General features: G+C 71.0%; 14 protein-coding genes and 1 pseudogene. 13 read left to right on the top strand and 2 right to left on the bottom strand.

What is annotated here, in order from left to right:
* Positions 1–235: 235 nt before the first annotated feature.
* Together ACIBVP_RS43900 and ACIBVP_RS43895 are read right to left on the bottom strand one after the other, a co-directional pair.
* Positions 236–628 carry a PAAR domain-containing protein gene (locus ACIBVP_RS43900; protein ID WP_396112502.1) on the bottom strand — a complete coding sequence of 131 codons (393 nt, stop codon included), beginning with the start codon at positions 626–628 and terminating at the stop codon, positions 236–238.
* Positions 625–1,230 (bottom strand): Pvc16 family protein, encoded by a 606-nt coding sequence (locus ACIBVP_RS43895; protein ID WP_396112501.1) that lies wholly within the window; start codon positions 1,228–1,230, stop codon positions 625–627. The genes ACIBVP_RS43900 and ACIBVP_RS43895 overlap by 4 nt, the downstream gene beginning before the upstream one ends.
* A gap of 454 nt (positions 1,231–1,684) precedes the next feature.
* Here ACIBVP_RS43895 and ACIBVP_RS43890 point away from each other — a divergent pair, with 454 nt between their 5' ends.
* The 13 genes and pseudogenes from ACIBVP_RS43890 to ACIBVP_RS43830 all read left to right on the top strand — a co-directional run.
* Entirely contained in the window at positions 1,685–3,217 is a 1,533-nt protein-coding gene (locus tag ACIBVP_RS43890; protein WP_396112500.1) for a phage tail sheath family protein, read from the top strand.
* Between the two features lie 32 nt (positions 3,218–3,249).
* Positions 3,250–3,690 (top strand): phage tail protein, encoded by a 441-nt coding sequence (locus ACIBVP_RS43885; RefSeq protein WP_396112499.1) that lies wholly within the window; start codon positions 3,250–3,252, stop codon positions 3,688–3,690.
* Positions 3,687–4,085 carry a phage tail assembly protein gene (locus tag ACIBVP_RS43880; RefSeq protein ID WP_396112498.1) on the top strand — a complete coding sequence of 133 codons (399 nt, stop codon included), beginning with the start codon at positions 3,687–3,689 and terminating at the stop codon, positions 4,083–4,085. Before ACIBVP_RS43885 ends, ACIBVP_RS43880 begins: the two co-directional genes overlap by 4 nt.
* Complete coding sequence (locus tag ACIBVP_RS43875; RefSeq protein WP_396112497.1) at positions 4,082–4,240, top strand: DUF6760 family protein; 159 nt, start codon at positions 4,082–4,084, stop codon at positions 4,238–4,240. The genes ACIBVP_RS43880 and ACIBVP_RS43875 overlap by 4 nt, the downstream gene beginning before the upstream one ends.
* A gap of 27 nt (positions 4,241–4,267) precedes the next feature.
* The gene (locus ACIBVP_RS43870; RefSeq protein ID WP_396112496.1) at positions 4,268–6,649 is read left to right on the top strand and encodes a DUF4157 domain-containing protein; all 2,382 of its coding nucleotides are present in this window, start codon (positions 4,268–4,270) and stop codon (positions 6,647–6,649) included.
* Between the two features lie 9 nt (positions 6,650–6,658).
* Positions 6,659–7,132 carry a phage tail protein gene (locus tag ACIBVP_RS43865; RefSeq protein ID WP_396112495.1) on the top strand — a complete coding sequence of 158 codons (474 nt, stop codon included), beginning with the start codon at positions 6,659–6,661 and terminating at the stop codon, positions 7,130–7,132.
* A 12-nt stretch (positions 7,133–7,144) separates the two neighbouring features.
* A complete protein-coding gene (locus ACIBVP_RS43860; protein ID WP_396112494.1) occupies positions 7,145–7,603 on the top strand; it encodes a phage tail protein in 459 nt (152 codons plus the stop codon).
* A gap of 28 nt (positions 7,604–7,631) precedes the next feature.
* The gene (locus ACIBVP_RS43855) at positions 7,632–8,399 is read left to right on the top strand and encodes a LysM peptidoglycan-binding domain-containing protein (protein WP_396112493.1); all 768 of its coding nucleotides are present in this window, start codon (positions 7,632–7,634) and stop codon (positions 8,397–8,399) included.
* On the top strand, positions 8,399–10,354 hold the full coding sequence (locus ACIBVP_RS43850; protein WP_396112492.1) for a phage baseplate assembly protein V: 1,956 nt from the start codon (positions 8,399–8,401) through the stop codon (positions 10,352–10,354). Before ACIBVP_RS43855 ends, ACIBVP_RS43850 begins: the two co-directional genes overlap by 1 nt.
* 9 nt (positions 10,355–10,363) lie before the next feature.
* On the top strand, positions 10,364–10,774 hold the full coding sequence (locus ACIBVP_RS43845; RefSeq protein WP_396112491.1) for a GPW/gp25 family protein: 411 nt from the start codon (positions 10,364–10,366) through the stop codon (positions 10,772–10,774).
* Positions 10,774–12,726, top strand: a complete 1,953-nt coding sequence (locus tag ACIBVP_RS43840) for a putative baseplate assembly protein (RefSeq protein ID WP_396112490.1) — start codon at positions 10,774–10,776, stop codon at positions 12,724–12,726. Before ACIBVP_RS43845 ends, ACIBVP_RS43840 begins: the two co-directional genes overlap by 1 nt.
* Positions 12,726–13,265, top strand: coding sequence for a phage tail protein (locus tag ACIBVP_RS43835; protein WP_396112489.1), 540 nt, complete (start codon positions 12,726–12,728; stop codon positions 13,263–13,265). The genes ACIBVP_RS43840 and ACIBVP_RS43835 overlap by 1 nt, the downstream gene beginning before the upstream one ends.
* A pseudogene (locus ACIBVP_RS43830) lies at positions 13,262–13,934 on the top strand (hypothetical protein); the annotation flags it as partial. The gene ACIBVP_RS43835 and the pseudogene ACIBVP_RS43830, both read left to right, overlap by 4 nt.

The raw sequence follows: 13,934 nt of genomic DNA, 5'->3' as shown, positions 1-13,934 counted from the left end.
ATCAACGCCTTCGCCATCACCTTCGGTGACCGCTGGCCGGGAGCCGAGACCTACTGATCAACAACGCCGGAAACACCGATCATGGGATAGGCCCCGAGTCGCGCCCCAGCACACCGCGAGTCGCGCTCCCGGACGCATCGACTTGTACGTTTCGTGCAGACCGTGGTGCACGAAACCGACAACTCGGTGTGCGTGAGCGCGCGACTCGCGGTGTTCCTGCGCGCGACTCGCGGGGTTAGTTGCCTATCAGCACTGTGCTTGTCGCGACTATTGAGCTGGTCGGGGCCGGGGACGGGTCGTTGCATGTCGTGACCGTGTCGCCGGTGCGGGCGGCTGGTTTGCCGTTGATCAGTACCGTGGCGCTGCCCTTGGTGACCGTGCCCTGGTTCGTCGGCGGGATCTGGAACGGGCCGCCCTGGGGGACGTGTGGCGGTGCGTTCGTCGCCGTGCTGCCGACCACCGCGGCGGGCTGGCCGCCGATCACGACGTCGGTGCTGCACCCGCCGGTGATGGTGCCCGCGAACGGGTGCGGGAGCGGCGTCGGCACGGGGCCGCCGGGGGACGGGACCATGATGACGTGGATGTCGGTCCCGACGACCTTGTCACCCATCTTCGCGGCGGGACTCACGGCGTACGCACCCAGCGGCGCGGCTGTGCCGGGGCGAGAGAACCCCGTGCGGGCACGTTCTGGCCGCTGTTGAGGCGGATCTTCTCGGCGGGCGGCGCCAGCTCGGTGTCCGGCTCGGGCAGGAACGGCGCGCTCACACTGATCGCGAACGACGCCCTTGCCGGCATGCCGAGGTTGCTCCACAGCGCACCGGGGTCGGAGTCCGCGATCGTGATCAGCACCGGGGCACCGGCCGCCGCCAGCGCGGCCGGCATGCAGTCCTCCGGCAGTGAGTCGGTGAACAGCATGGTGCGCAGCGCGGCCGCGAGCAGCTGGTGTTCCTCGTTGACCTTCTCCGCACGTGCCGTGACCAGGTAGGACAGCACGCATCGGCGGTTCGGTTCGCGGCGGGCACGGACCGCGCCACGGTCGTCGCGTTCGTCGGCCCACCCCGACTCGCGGCCGCCGCGGTCGTCACGCAGCCCGAACAGGAACAGGTCGATCGCCTTCGACGGCTTCTCCGTCTCCCACGTCGGCTTGGGCGGGTCGAGCCGGACCATCGTGCCCTCCGGCAGCGACCGGCCGAGCAGCACGCACAACGCCTCGTCCACCTCGGTGATCACGGCCACCAGTGTCGCGACGGGACACGACGGGCACAGCCGCCCGCCGCCCGTCCTTTCAGCGCGCGCGATCCGCCCGAAGGGGCACACCGGCCCGCCCGGCGCACCTCCCCGCGACGCCTGCCCCGCCCACCACCGGTGTCGGCAGGCTCGGAGATCGGAACCGACGGGGGGCACAAAGGCCCGTGGATCCTCGGGGAAGTCTTGGCTTGATCAGCAGTTACCTCAGGGGAACGTGACGGCACTCAGCCACCAACCGCCTGCGGTCCGCCGGTGTCGCTGGGTCGGAACCAACACTCTCAAACCTCGGGGAGGCGGGACAGTCGCCCGAAAGGGCGGCCCGGGCCGCCCTCCCCACCGCCCCGCGACGACTGAGTCGACCGGTGCGAGATGAACACACTCAGACGGGGCCGGTCACGCCGGTCACGCGTACGACGCAACGAGGGAGACACCCGAGATGGCCAGCAGTTACCTCGCGCCCGGTGTGTACATGGAGGAGGTTTCCTCAGGTTCGCGGCCCATCGAGGCCGTGGGAACCGCGGTGGCCGCCTTCGTGGGCTTCGCCGAGCGCGGTCGGATGCACGAGCCCGTGATGGTCACCAACTGGACGCAGTTCAAGCAGAACTTCGGCGACTTCGTCGAGGGCTACTACCTCGCGCACGCCGTGTACGGCTACTTCCAGAACGGTGGCGGCACGGCCTACGTCGTGCGTGTGGGCGGCGACGCGCAGAACGGGTCGGGCAACGGCCAGGTGGCGCTGCCCGCCGCCGAGCTGCCCGCCGCGGCCGCCGACCGCCCCGGCCTCACGATCTCCGCTCGCACCACCGAGGCCGCCGACCTGACCGTCGAGGTCGCGCCCGCCTCCGAGGAGGGCGAGGACAACTTCAAGCTCGTCGTCAAGCAACAGGGCCAGCCGGTCGAGACGTTCGACAACGTGACCACCAAGCGCGGCCCCAACAACGTGGCGACCGTGGTGCGCCAGCAGTCGAAGCTGATCGTCGTCGAGGAGACCAAGGGCAAGGCGCTCGCGCTGCCGAAGGCGGGCGAGGTCGCGCTCGGTCACCCGGCGCCCGCGCCGGTCAGGGTCGAGGCGGGCGCGTACGTCGGCAACTCCGCCGACCGCACCGGGTTCGGCAGCCTGGAGGCAATCGACGAGGTCACGATGCTGTGCGTGCCGGACCTGATGGCCGCCTACCAGCGTGGCGCGCTGTCCGTCGAGGACGTCAAGGCGGTGCAGCTGGCCATGATCGCGCACTGCGAGCTGATGGCGGACCGCGTCGCCATCCTGGACACCCCGCCCGGCCTGAACGCCCAGGAGGTCAAGGACTGGCGCCAGGACGTCACCGGCTACGACTCGAAGTACGCCGCCATGTACTGGCCGTGGATCAAGGTCGCGGACCCGGTGGCGGGCAAGCAGGTCTTCGTGCCGCCGTCGGGTCACATGGCCGGCATCTGGGCACGCAACGACTCCACCCGCGGTGTCCACAAAGCACCCGCGAACGAGGTGATCCGCGGCGCGGTCACCCTGGAGCTCAACATCACCAAGGGCGAGCACGACCAGCTCAACCCCATCGCCGTCAACTGCATCCGCAGCTTCCGCGGCCAGGGCATCCGGGTGTGGGGCGCGCGCACCCTCTCCAGTGACCCCGAGTGGCGCTACCTGAACGTGCGGCGGCTGTTCAACTACGTCGAGAAGTCGATCCTGCAGGGCACGAACTGGGTCGTGTTCGAGCCGAACGACCCGAAGCTGTGGGACTCGGTCAAGCGCACGGTCACCATGTTCCTGCGCCGCGTCTGGCGGGACGGCGCGCTGTTCGGGCAGCTGCCCGCGCAGGCGTTCTTCGTCAAGTGCGACGAGGAGAACAACCCGCCGGAGAACCGCGACGCCGGGATCCTGACCGTCGAGATCGGCATCGCGCCGGTGAAGCCGGCCGAGTTCGTGGTCTTCCGGATCTCGCAGTTCGCCGAGGGCGCCGGCCTCGAAGAGTGAGTGTTCCCCTTTACCTGTAAGGAGTTCCAGCCATGGCCAATGGCGACCCGATCACAGCGGCACGGTTCTCGATCACCATCGACGGCTACGAGATCGCCGCGTTCTCCGAGCTGCAGGGCATCACCACCGAGGTGAAGCCGGTGGAGCACCTGGAGTCGTCCGACAAAGAGGTCATCCTCAAGAAGCTGCCGGGCAAGACCGAGCCGGCGACGGTCGTGCTCAAGCGCGGCAAGTCCGACCACATGGCGCTGTGGGCGTGGCACGAGTCCGTGCTCAACGGCGACATCATCAACGCGCGCAAGTCGTGCTCGCTGGTGATGTACGGGCCGGACGGCAAGCCGGTCGCCCGGTACCACCTCGAGCACGCCTGGCCGTCGAAGCTGGAGATCGGCGCGCTGAAGGCGGGCTCGTCCGAGGTGCTGATGGAGACGGTCACGATCGTGTCCGAGCGCATCCAGCGCGTGTCCGCGTGACGGCGCCCGCCGCCACCGAGACGGGGCTGCGCACGGAGTACCCGTTCACGTTGCCGCGTGGCTACGTGGACGAGGCGGGCCGCGTGCACCGCGACGGCGTGATGCGCCTCGCGACCGCGCGGGACGAGATCACCACGCAGTCCGACCAGCGCGCCAAGCAGAACCCGGCGTACCTGACGGTTCTGCTGCTGGAACGGACGGTCACCGCGCTCGGGGACGTGCCGGTCGTGGACACGTTCGTGATCGAGAGCCTGTTCGCCTCCGACCTCGCGTTCCTGCAGGACCTGTACCGGCGGATCAACGCCGACGGCCACACCGAGGTCGCGGTCAGCTGCCCGCACTGCGGCAACGACTTCGCGGTGGACGTCGCCGGTGATGCGCCGGGGGGATCGTGACGTACGCGGTTGACCGCGTCTGGGAGGAAATCGCGTACGTCGCGTACTACCTGCACTGGGATCTGGACAAGATCCTCGACCTCGAACACCCGGTCCGGAACCGCGTGATCGGTGAGATCGGCAAGATCCACACGCGGTTCACGGACGAGTCCTGAGTGGACTCACGACAGGAGGGGAGACCGATGCGCTGGCCATTCCGGCGGAAGCGGGACACCGCGGAGCACGCTGGGGCACCCGCGGCCGCAGCTCCTGTCGCCGGGGCGACGGCACCCGTCGCGACCGCACCCGCGCCGGTTCCGGGCAGGCGGCACTGGACCGCGCTGCCCGTCATCCCCGTCACGATCAACCGGGGTGCCCCACTGGTCACCGGACCGGCACCGGTACTGCCGCCGCTGCGGCCCTCGGTCCGCGGCGCGCCGGTACCCGAGGTCGCTCCGGCCACCGGCTCCGTCACCGGGATCGCCCAGCCGGTCCCGGTGACGGCGGCCGAACCGGTGATCGAGGCGCCGCCGCTGCCGCCCGCACCGGTGGTGCGCAGGGCCACACGGTCCGCCCCGGCCGCCGCACCCGTGCTGACCGACGCGGTCGACGAGTACATCGGCGAGCCGAGGGAGGCGCTGGAGCCGTACCGGGCACCGAGCTGGCTGCGGTACGCCACCAACCCCGGCCTGCCGATGCTGCCGGGCCTCCCCGGGCCGGAACCGGAGCAGTCCGCGGCCGGACCGCCGTCGTTCCTGCCGCCAGAGCCGCGGTCCACACCAGAGCCACCGCCCTCGCCCACGCCGGCGGCCGAGCCGCCGCCGCGCATGGTGGAGGGAGTGGAAAAGGCCGAGGCGCCGGCGCAGCGCCCGATGCGCAAGCGCCGTCCCAACCTCGGCCAGTCACGCAGGCTCGGCCTCGGCGCCCCCATCCCGGCGCCTGCGAAAGAAGCCCTCGTCCACCCCGAGGCACCGCCCCGGGTCGTGGAGGGGGCGGTCGAGCCGGCCACGCCACAGGAGCCGCCGCCCCCACCGGCGGCCCCTGTGCGTGTGGCGGCGGAACAGGAACCCGAACCCGAGCCGGAAGCCGAACCCGAGCCGCCCGCACCACCGGCTCCACCGGCTCCACCGGCACCACCGACGCCGCCGAGCGCGGGCCCGGCAGCGCGGCCGGACACCCCGGTGCGGCCCAACCCGCCTTCCGGCCCGATGCCGGAGAAGCGGGTCGTCGCCACGTCCTACCGGGCTACCGCGGACCTCCTGCCGCCCCGCAAGCCGCAGCCGCGGCCGCGTGCCACGGTCGTCGAGACCGTGCCACCCGACCTGGCGGGCGCGGTCCGCGCACGACAGCACGTCGACGTCGCGAACGTCCCCGTCTACCGCGGCCCGAAGGTCGGTGAGGCGGCGAAGGCCCGTGGCGCCAAGGCGTTCGCGTCCCGCGGCGCCGTCTTCCTGCCCGACGAGGCCGGGCCGACGGACTCGCCGTCGGCGCGTGGCCTCCTCGCCCACGAGCTGGTCCACGCGGTGCAGCAGCGCACCCTCGGCCCGGTCCTCCCCGACCCGGCCTCACCGCTCGGGCAGCACCTCGAAGCCGAGGCGCAGGCCGCGGAACGCTTCTACGGCGGCGAAGCGGGCGCCGACGAGCCCGCTCCGCTGATCCACGCCCCGATGCCTGCCCCACCGTCCACACCGGACGCGGAGCCGGACATGTCCGCCGCGGCCCAGCTCGCGGTCGCGCTGGCGTCCGGGACCATCCCGACGGCGGCCCCGGCATCCACACCGTCCACCCCCCAGGCCATCCAGTCCCCGTTCGACGCGGCGACGCGGACCGAGGTCGACAAGATCGCCACCGAGTCCGCGAAACACGTCGTCGAGGAGTGGACCAACCCCCACCTGCGGAAGCAGGAGGCCGCCAGGACGGCCGCCGCGGCAGGCGCCGCGGTGGCGACCGCCGCCTTCGACCGCGACGCCCGCAGGGAGGTGCTCACCCAGCAGCGGCTGGACGCCCTCAACCAGAACCGGTACACCGATCAGCTGACCGACCTGGACGACGCGCAGAAGGCGGCCATCGAACACGAGCTCGACCTGGAAGAGGCCGCGAACGGTGGGGTCGTCGCGCACACCGCGACGCCGACGGGCCCGGTCTACCGGAGGAACTCGGCGGAGGCCTGGGTCCACGCCATCACCGGGATGAACGCGGAGTACGGCCTGGGGCTGACGGGTTTCCGGGACGAGCACGCGCCCGGCAGCGAGAAGAGCTGGTTCCGGGAGCGGACGGAGGAAGAGAAGGCGGACGCCGAACGGCCGCTCGCCAACCGCTTGCTGGACGCGACCGGTCTGTCGAGTGCGGCGGCCGAGAACCAGTTCTCACCGAGCACCTGGTTCGAGGAGAAGGACTCCGGCAGCCAGCCCCCGCACGAGGAGTGGAAGTACGGCAAGCCGAACCCGGACGGGGCGATGATCGACGTCAGCCGCCTCGACCTGGACGAGCTGGCGAACCGGCTCTACGACCGGGTGCGCAGCCGCCTGCGCACCGAACTGCTCGTCGACCGTGAGCGGGCGGGACTGCTCACCGATTTCCGCTAGGAGAAAGCAATGGCACTGACCGACACGTCGAAGATCGGTCTGTCGAACCGGTTCCTGGTGCACATCGACGGAGGCCAGTACAACCTCGGCAGCTGGTCGAAGGCCGAAGGGCTCGACGTCACGTGGGACGTCGCCGAGTACCGGGCGGGTGACCTCGGCAACGAGCGCTTCTACTTCCCGGGAAACACCAAGTACTCCAACATCAGGCTGACCCGCGGCGTCTCGGAGGAGACGGACCTGGTCCGGCAGTGGCTGAGCGCCACCTCGTTCAACATGAAGGTCTACGAGGGCTCGATCAAGATGCTGACCGCCGGGGGGACGCAGGCCACGGAGTGGACCCTGCGGGCCGTCATGCCCACCAAGTGGTCGGTCACCTCCTTCGACGCCGGCGCGAGCCAGGTGTCGATGGAGACCCTCGAGCTCGCGCACAGGGGGTTCCTCGAGGACGAGGTCAACCTGGAGCAGCTCTCGCAGGGAATGTAGTGAGGACGGCACATGCCCAGCTTCAGCATGGACGCGATGTTCGGCCTGACGACACGGTTCCTCGTCTCCGTCGAGGGGTTCAACCTCGGGGGCTGGGCGCGGTGCCAGGGCCTGGAGGTCAAGTTCAACCCGCTCCGGATCACCGAGGGCGGCAACTACAACAACGAGGTCGTGCTGCCCGGCGAGATCAAGTACCCGCCGGTGTCGCTCACCAGGGCCATGAACCCCGACGGGTCCGCCGACAGCGTGCAGTCGTGGCTGCGGAAACGGGCCGAGGAGTGGATCAACGGGTACAAGAGCGGCGGCGGGGGCACGGCCACGATCACGCTCCTGCACGCCCACGGCGGCGTGGTGGCGAAGTGGATGCTGCGCAACGTGTACCCGGAGAGCTGGAAAGGCCCGGACCTCGACGCCATGACGCTCGGGGTCGCCACCGAACAGCTCGTGCTCGCGCACGAGGGATTCCTGTGAGCGTCACGAAAGCGGAGGGGACCACGACATGAGCATCGGCATGATCGCGGGTGCGAGCGCCAACATCGCGGCGGGCGCGGCCATCGGCGCCGCCTCCCTGGCTGGGGCACGCGTGCCCGCGTCGTTGCGCTGCACCACGCTGCCCAACGTCGGGTTGGTCTACTTCGACTTCAACCCGACCGACATAACGATCACCCGCAGCGCGGTCACGCCGACGACCCCGTCGCCGAGGAACAAGGGCGGCTCCCAGACCCAGCAGAAGGTCAAGCCCACCACCATCAACCTCAGTGAGCTGATCTTCGAGGGGCGGGACACGAAGTGGCGCTGTGACACGCTGCTGACGTGGCTGAACCCGGACGCCGGGGTGCTGGGGCAGGTGATGGCGGTCTTCGGGCAGAACCTCAAGACACAGCCACCCGAGCTGACGTTCCAGTGGGGACCGCCGGCGATCGGCTTCATGTACACGGTCACGCTCAACAGCGTGAAGATCAAGTACGACCGGTTCCTGTCCACGGGGATCCCCGTGCGGGCGAGGATCGGCATCACGATGTACGAGGTGCCCTCGCTCCTCGGCACCCTGCCGCAGAACCCGACCTCCGGTGGGCTCGTCGGCCGCCGCGCGCACACCGTCGGGCACGGTGAGTCGCTGCAGTCGATCGCGACCGCGAACTACGGACAGCCCGGGGCGTGGCGGCGGATCGCCGAGGTCAACGGCATCAAGGACCCCTCCCGCGTGCGGCCCGGCCAGACGGTGTACCTGCCCAACCCGGACGAGTTGGCGGAGAGGAACCCCTGATGACGCTGGGAGGGCTGGCCGGCGGCGGCGCCAACGCCGTCGTCTGGCCGTCGGTCAAGATCGGCAGGCTGGTCGGCGCGCCGCTGCCGGAGCCGGTGCTGGCGAAGCTGGTCCGCGCGGTCGTGGACACGCACCTGCACCTGCCGGACATGTTCGAGATCACGTTCAACGACGTCGAGGGCACGGCGGTGAAGGACGCGGGCCTGGAGATCGGGGCGGTGGTCGAGATCGCCGCCGGCGCCGCGGACAGCACCAGCACCACCTCCCTGATCAAGGGCGAGGTGACCTCGATCGAGGCGATCTGCCAGGAGGGCATGATCTTCTCCGTGGTGCGCGGGTACGAGAAGGCGCACCGGCTGCAGCGCGCCAAGCGCACCCGCACCTACCTGAACATGAAGGACTCCGAGATCGCCGAGGAGGTCGCGTCGAACGCGGGCCTGGAGATCGGCACGGTCGAGGAGACGTCGGTCGCGCACGACCACGTCGCGCAGGTCGCGCAGTCCGACTGGGACTTCCTGCGGGAGCGGGCCCGCGAGATCGGCTATGAGACCGGTGTCGTGGGCGGGAAGTTCTTCTTCCGCAAGGCGTCCGGGCGCAAGGACGGCGGCGGACTCGGCGGTGCGCTGTCGGCCGCGGTCGACACGGCGGCGAGCATGGTGGGGCTCGGCAACGGGAAGCTGACGTTCAAGGACAACCTGCACACGTTCCTGCCGAGGCTCTCGGCCGCGAACATCACGCCGGACGTCGAGGTGCGGGTGTGGGACCCGAAGGACGCACGCGTGGCGGTCGCCAAGGCCGACGCGGCGACCGGCACGGCTTCCATCAAGGACCAGGACCCGGCCGACCTCGCGACGTCATTCACCGACGGGCTGGTCTCGCTGCCCTCGATGCCGTCGCTGCCCTCCATCCCCGGGCTGCCCAAGCTCGACTTCGGGTTGCCCGCCAGCAACACCGCCTACCTCGTGGTGGACCGGCCGCTCGGCGTCGGGGCCGCGGCGGACGCGGCGGCGGAGGCCGCGGCGAAGGGCGTCGCCGACCACATCGCCAGCACGTTCGCCGAGGCGGAGGGGGAAGCGAACGGCGACCCGAAGATCCAGGCAGGCGCCGAGGTGGAGATCGCCGGGGTGCCGGAACAGTTCTGCGGCAAGTGGTTCGTCACCAACGCCCGGCACGTGTTCAACCCGGACGAGTTCGGCTACCGCACCCGGTTCTGGGTGTCCGGACGGCAGAACCGGTCGCTGCTCGGCCTCACGTCCGGTGGCGGGGCGCCCAAGAAGACCGACTTCGGCGGGCTGGTGTGCGGGGTCGTCACCAACGTCGCCGACCCGGACAAGCTCGGCCGGGTGAAGGTCGCGCTGCCGTGGCTCGCGCCGAACTTCGAGTCGGACTGGGCGCGGGTCGTGCAGTTCGGGGCGGGCGCGAAGACCGGTGCGTTGTTCCTGCCGTCCGTGGGGGACGAGGTGTTGCTCGGCTTCGAGTTCGGCGACTCGCGGCGCCCGTACGTCCTCGGTGGACTGGTCAACAGCAAGTCGGACTTCGGTGAGCTGAAGAACGCCGTGGCCGGGTCGGGCATCGTCACCAAGCGCGGCGTGGCGACCCCGGCGGCGAACCAGCTGACGTTCACCGACGAGCTGCCGCCCGGCCCGCCGGGCAGCCTGCCGCCGATCCAGTCGAAGATCCAGCTCGGCACCAAGGGCGACAAGCTCGGCCTCGTCATCGACCAGGTGGCCGGGACGGTAACGCTGGCGTGCAACCCGAAACCGCCGGAGTCCAAGTCTCCCAACGGTTCGCTGACCATCGAGTGCGGAGACCTCGGCGGCATCACGATCAAGGGTGGCATGGGCGGCATCAAGGTCGAGACCGACGGACAGCTCTCGCTCTCCGGGAAGCTGGGCGTGAAGATCGAGAGCAGCACCATGGTCGAGGTCTCCGGCAAGCTCATCAAGCTCAACTAGGGGATTTCTGTGACGACACAAGATTTCATCGGCGCCGGGTGGGCGTTCCCGCTCGGGGTCGCCCGCCAGGGCGGGATCGCGCTGGTGCGCAGGGAGGTGGAGCTGGAGCAGGCGATGCGGCTGATCCTGTCGACCTACCCCGGTGAGCGGCCGATGCGCCCCGACTTCGGCAGCCGGATCCGCGACTTCGTGTTCCGGCCGATCAACGTGGAGACGACCGCGGAGCTGTCGCAGGTGGTGCGGGAGGCGCTGCTGCGCTGGGAGCCCAGGGTGGACGTCGAGGCCGTGCTCGTCACGCCGCACCCGGAGGAGGACGGCGTGCTGTACATCGACATCCAGTACCGCACGAAGGACACCAACGACCGGCGCAACCTGGTCTTCCCCTTCTACACCATCCCAGAGGACGGGAGTGACTACTGATGGCGCTGCCTGCCCCCAACCTCGACGACCGGCGGTTCCAGGACCTCGTCGACGACGCGAAGCGCATGGTCATGCGCCGCTGTCCGGAGTGGACGGACCACAACGTGTCCGACCCGGGCGTCACGCTGATCGAGACGTTCGCGTTCATGACCGACCAGCTGCTGTTCCGCCTCAACCAGGTGCCGGACCGGCTGTACGTGAAGTTCCTGGAGCTGATCGGGCTGCGGCTCATCCCCGCGACCCCGGCACAGGCGGACGTCACGTTCTGGCTGTCCGCGCCCGCGATCACACCGGTCGGCGTGCCGAGGGGCACCGACGTGGCGACGCTGCGCACCGAGACCGAGGAATCGGTGGTCTTCTCCACCGGCTCGGACCTGCGGATCCTGCCGTGTGCGCTGAACTACGTCGCCACGCGGGCCGCGGCCGCCGACACGCAGGTGGACCGGACCGACGAGCTGAAGATGGGCCAGTCGTTCCAGGCGTTCTCGGACGTGCCGCGACCCGGTGACGCGGTGCTCGTCGGCCTGTCCGACCCGGTGCCGAACTGCGTGGTGCGCCTGGACTTCGACTGCCGCGTCGAGGGTGTCGGCGTGCACCCCGACCACCCACCGCTGGTGTGGGAGGCGTGGAACGGCAAGGAATGGCGGCGCTGCCTCGTCAGCACCGACGGCACCGGCGCGCTGAACACGACCGGTGAGGTGCACGTCCACGTGCCGCCCGACCACGAGTCGGCGGTGCTCGGCGGCACCGCGGCCGGCTGGCTGCGCGCACGCGTGATCGAGGTGGACGCGGACTGGCCGACCTACCAGGCGTCGCCGCTGGTGACCGCGTTGTCGGCCAGCACGATCGGTGGCACGGTCGAGGCGAACCACTGCGAGATCGTCGAGGACGAGACGCTCGGCGACTCGGAGGGCGTGCCGGGGCAGGAGTTCCACACCGCGCGCCGCCCGGTCGTCATCGGCGCGGGCGAGGCGGTGCTGGAGACCACGTCCGACGACGGCTGGCAGGAGTGGACGCCGGTCCACAACTTCGCGGGCAGCGGCCCCGACGACCGGCACTACATCCTCGACGGCACCTCCGGCACCGTCCAGTTCGGACCGGCGATCCGCGAACCGGACGGCGGGCTGCGGCAGTACGGCGCCGTCCCGCCGTACGGCGCGACGATCCGGATGCGTAGGTACGCCACCGGCGGCGGGCGGCTCGGCAACGTCGGCAAGGGCGCGATCCGGACGTTGAAGTCGTCGATCCCGTTCGTGTCGCGGGTGGAGAACATCGAGGCGGCGCGGGGTGGCGTCGACGGCGAGAGCGTCGACGAGGCGAAGGCCCGCGGCCCGATCCTGTTGCGTACCCGCAGCCGTGCGGTCACCGCGGAGGACTACGAGGCCATCACGCAGGAGGCGGCGCCGGACGTGGCCCGCGTGCGCTGCGTGACCGCGGGTGACGAGGACACCGACGCCGGTTCGGTGCGGGTGCTGATCGTGCCCGCGGCGGCGGAGGTCGAGGGCCGGATCGACTTCGCGGAGCTGGTGCCCGGCGAGGAGACGCTGCAGCGGATCACGGAACGGCTCGACGAGGTGCGGCTGATCGGCACCCGCGTGCTGGTGTCCCCACCGCGCTATCGCGGGGTGACGGTGGTGGCGCGGATCATCGCCCGTCCCCGGCTGGACAAGGCCCGCGTCCGCGCCGACGCGCTCGCCGCGCTGTACGGGTACCTGAACCCGATCAGCGGCGGGCGGGACGGTCGCGGCTGGGAGTTCGGCAGGCCGGTGCAGGCGGGGGACGTGTACGCGCTGCTGCAACGGGTGCGGGGCGTGGACCTGGTGGAGGACGTGCGGCTGTTCGGCGCCAACCCGGTGACCGGCGAACGCGGCGAGGAGTGTCAGCGCCTCGACGTCGACCGCCACAGCCTCATCTTCTCGTTCGAGCACCACGTGAAGGTGGAGGACAACTGATGCGTGGCGTGGTGGCGGGCATGCCGAGCGCGGCGCCGTTCATCCGGATGCTGCCCGCGGTGTACCAGGAGGACGAGTTCACGGACCGCTTCGTCGCCGGCTTCGACGACGTGCTGGCGCCCGTGCTGTCCACACTGGACTGCCTGGTGGACTACTTCGACCCGTACCTCGCGCCGGAGGACTTCCTCGAGTGGATCGCCGGCTGGGTCGGCATCTCGCTGGAGGAGGGCTGGCCGATAGAACGCCGCAGAGCGGTGGTCGCGACGGCCGTCGAGATGTACCGCATGCGCGGCACGGTCGCGGGCCTGCGCGCGAACCTGCAGGTGCTGACGGGCGGACGGGTGGAGATCGCCGACAGCGGCGGGGTCGGCTGGTCGAAGAACCCGGCCGCCGACATGCCGGGCGAGGCGTCCCCGCGCCTGGCCGTCCGGATACGGGTGCACGACCCGTCGAGCGTGCCGATGGACCTCGTCGACTCCGCGGTCGCGGCCGCCAAGCCGGCGCACGTGGTGCACAGAGTGGAGGTGGACCGACCGTGATCGTGTGCAAGACGTGCGGTTTCCACAACAAGGAGACGGACGCGTTCTGCGGTTCCTGTGGGGCGTTCCTGGAGTGGACGGGGGAGAAGGTGGCTCCGCCACCGAAGCCCGTCGCGGCCGAGCCGGAGGAAGAGGAGCAGCCGAAGCGCGGGTGGTTCGCACGGATCCAGTCGGCGCTGTACCTGGACGTGGGCGACCGCGACCCGGTGCAGACTCCCGCGAAGCCGGGGATGCCGGGACGGCCGGGCGCCGGTCCGCCGGGACCGCCTGGCGCGAAGCCGGGACCGCCCGGCCCGCCGAAGCCACCCGGGCCTGGAGGCCCGCCGAAGCCACCACCTCCGCCCGGGGCGCCCAAGCCACCGCCTCCTCCGGGGGCACCCAAGCCACCGCCCCCTCCCGGTGGGCCGCCTGCTGGTGGGCCGCCGAAGCCGCCGCCTCCGGGTGGGCCGCCTGCTGGTGGGCCGCCGAAGCCGCCGCCTCCGGGTGCGCCGCCGTCGCCACCGAGCGCTCCGGCATCCGGTGCGGCGACCGCCGCACCGCCCAAGCCGCCGCCACCGCCCGGCGCTCCGCCGCCTCCGCCGGGTGCGGCCACCTCCGCTTCGGTGGCGTCGGCTCCGCCGACGCCACCTGCGGCGCCCGGTGCCGGTGGGGCGCCGAGTGCGCCGCCTG

The organism is Actinophytocola sp. NPDC049390 (genome assembly GCF_044466355.1).
Lineage (GTDB): Bacteria > Actinomycetota > Actinomycetes > Mycobacteriales > Pseudonocardiaceae > Actinophytocola.
The sequence above is the reverse complement of the archived record's forward strand: the minus strand, read 5'-3'. Positions and strand labels throughout refer to the sequence as shown.

Bases quoted from the DNA above. Each gene is read 5' to 3' on its own strand.
- ACIBVP_RS43890 (WP_396112500.1), top strand. From the start codon at position 1,685: ATGGCCAGCAGTTACCTCGCGCCCGGTGTGTACATGGAGGAGGTTTCC.
- ACIBVP_RS43885 (WP_396112499.1), top strand. From the start codon at position 3,250: ATGGCCAATGGCGACCCGATCACAGCGGCACGGTTCTCGATCACCATC.
- ACIBVP_RS43870 (WP_396112496.1), top strand. From the start codon at position 4,268: ATGCGCTGGCCATTCCGGCGGAAGCGGGACACCGCGGAGCACGCTGGG.
- ACIBVP_RS43865 (WP_396112495.1), top strand. From the start codon at position 6,659: ATGGCACTGACCGACACGTCGAAGATCGGTCTGTCGAACCGGTTCCTG.
- ACIBVP_RS43860 (WP_396112494.1), top strand. From the start codon at position 7,145: ATGCCCAGCTTCAGCATGGACGCGATGTTCGGCCTGACGACACGGTTC.
- ACIBVP_RS43855 (WP_396112493.1), top strand. From the start codon at position 7,632: ATGAGCATCGGCATGATCGCGGGTGCGAGCGCCAACATCGCGGCGGGC.
- ACIBVP_RS43850 (WP_396112492.1), top strand. From the start codon at position 8,399: ATGACGCTGGGAGGGCTGGCCGGCGGCGGCGCCAACGCCGTCGTCTGG.
- ACIBVP_RS43840 (WP_396112490.1), top strand. From the start codon at position 10,774: ATGGCGCTGCCTGCCCCCAACCTCGACGACCGGCGGTTCCAGGACCTC.
- ACIBVP_RS43835 (WP_396112489.1), top strand. From the start codon at position 12,726: ATGCGTGGCGTGGTGGCGGGCATGCCGAGCGCGGCGCCGTTCATCCGG.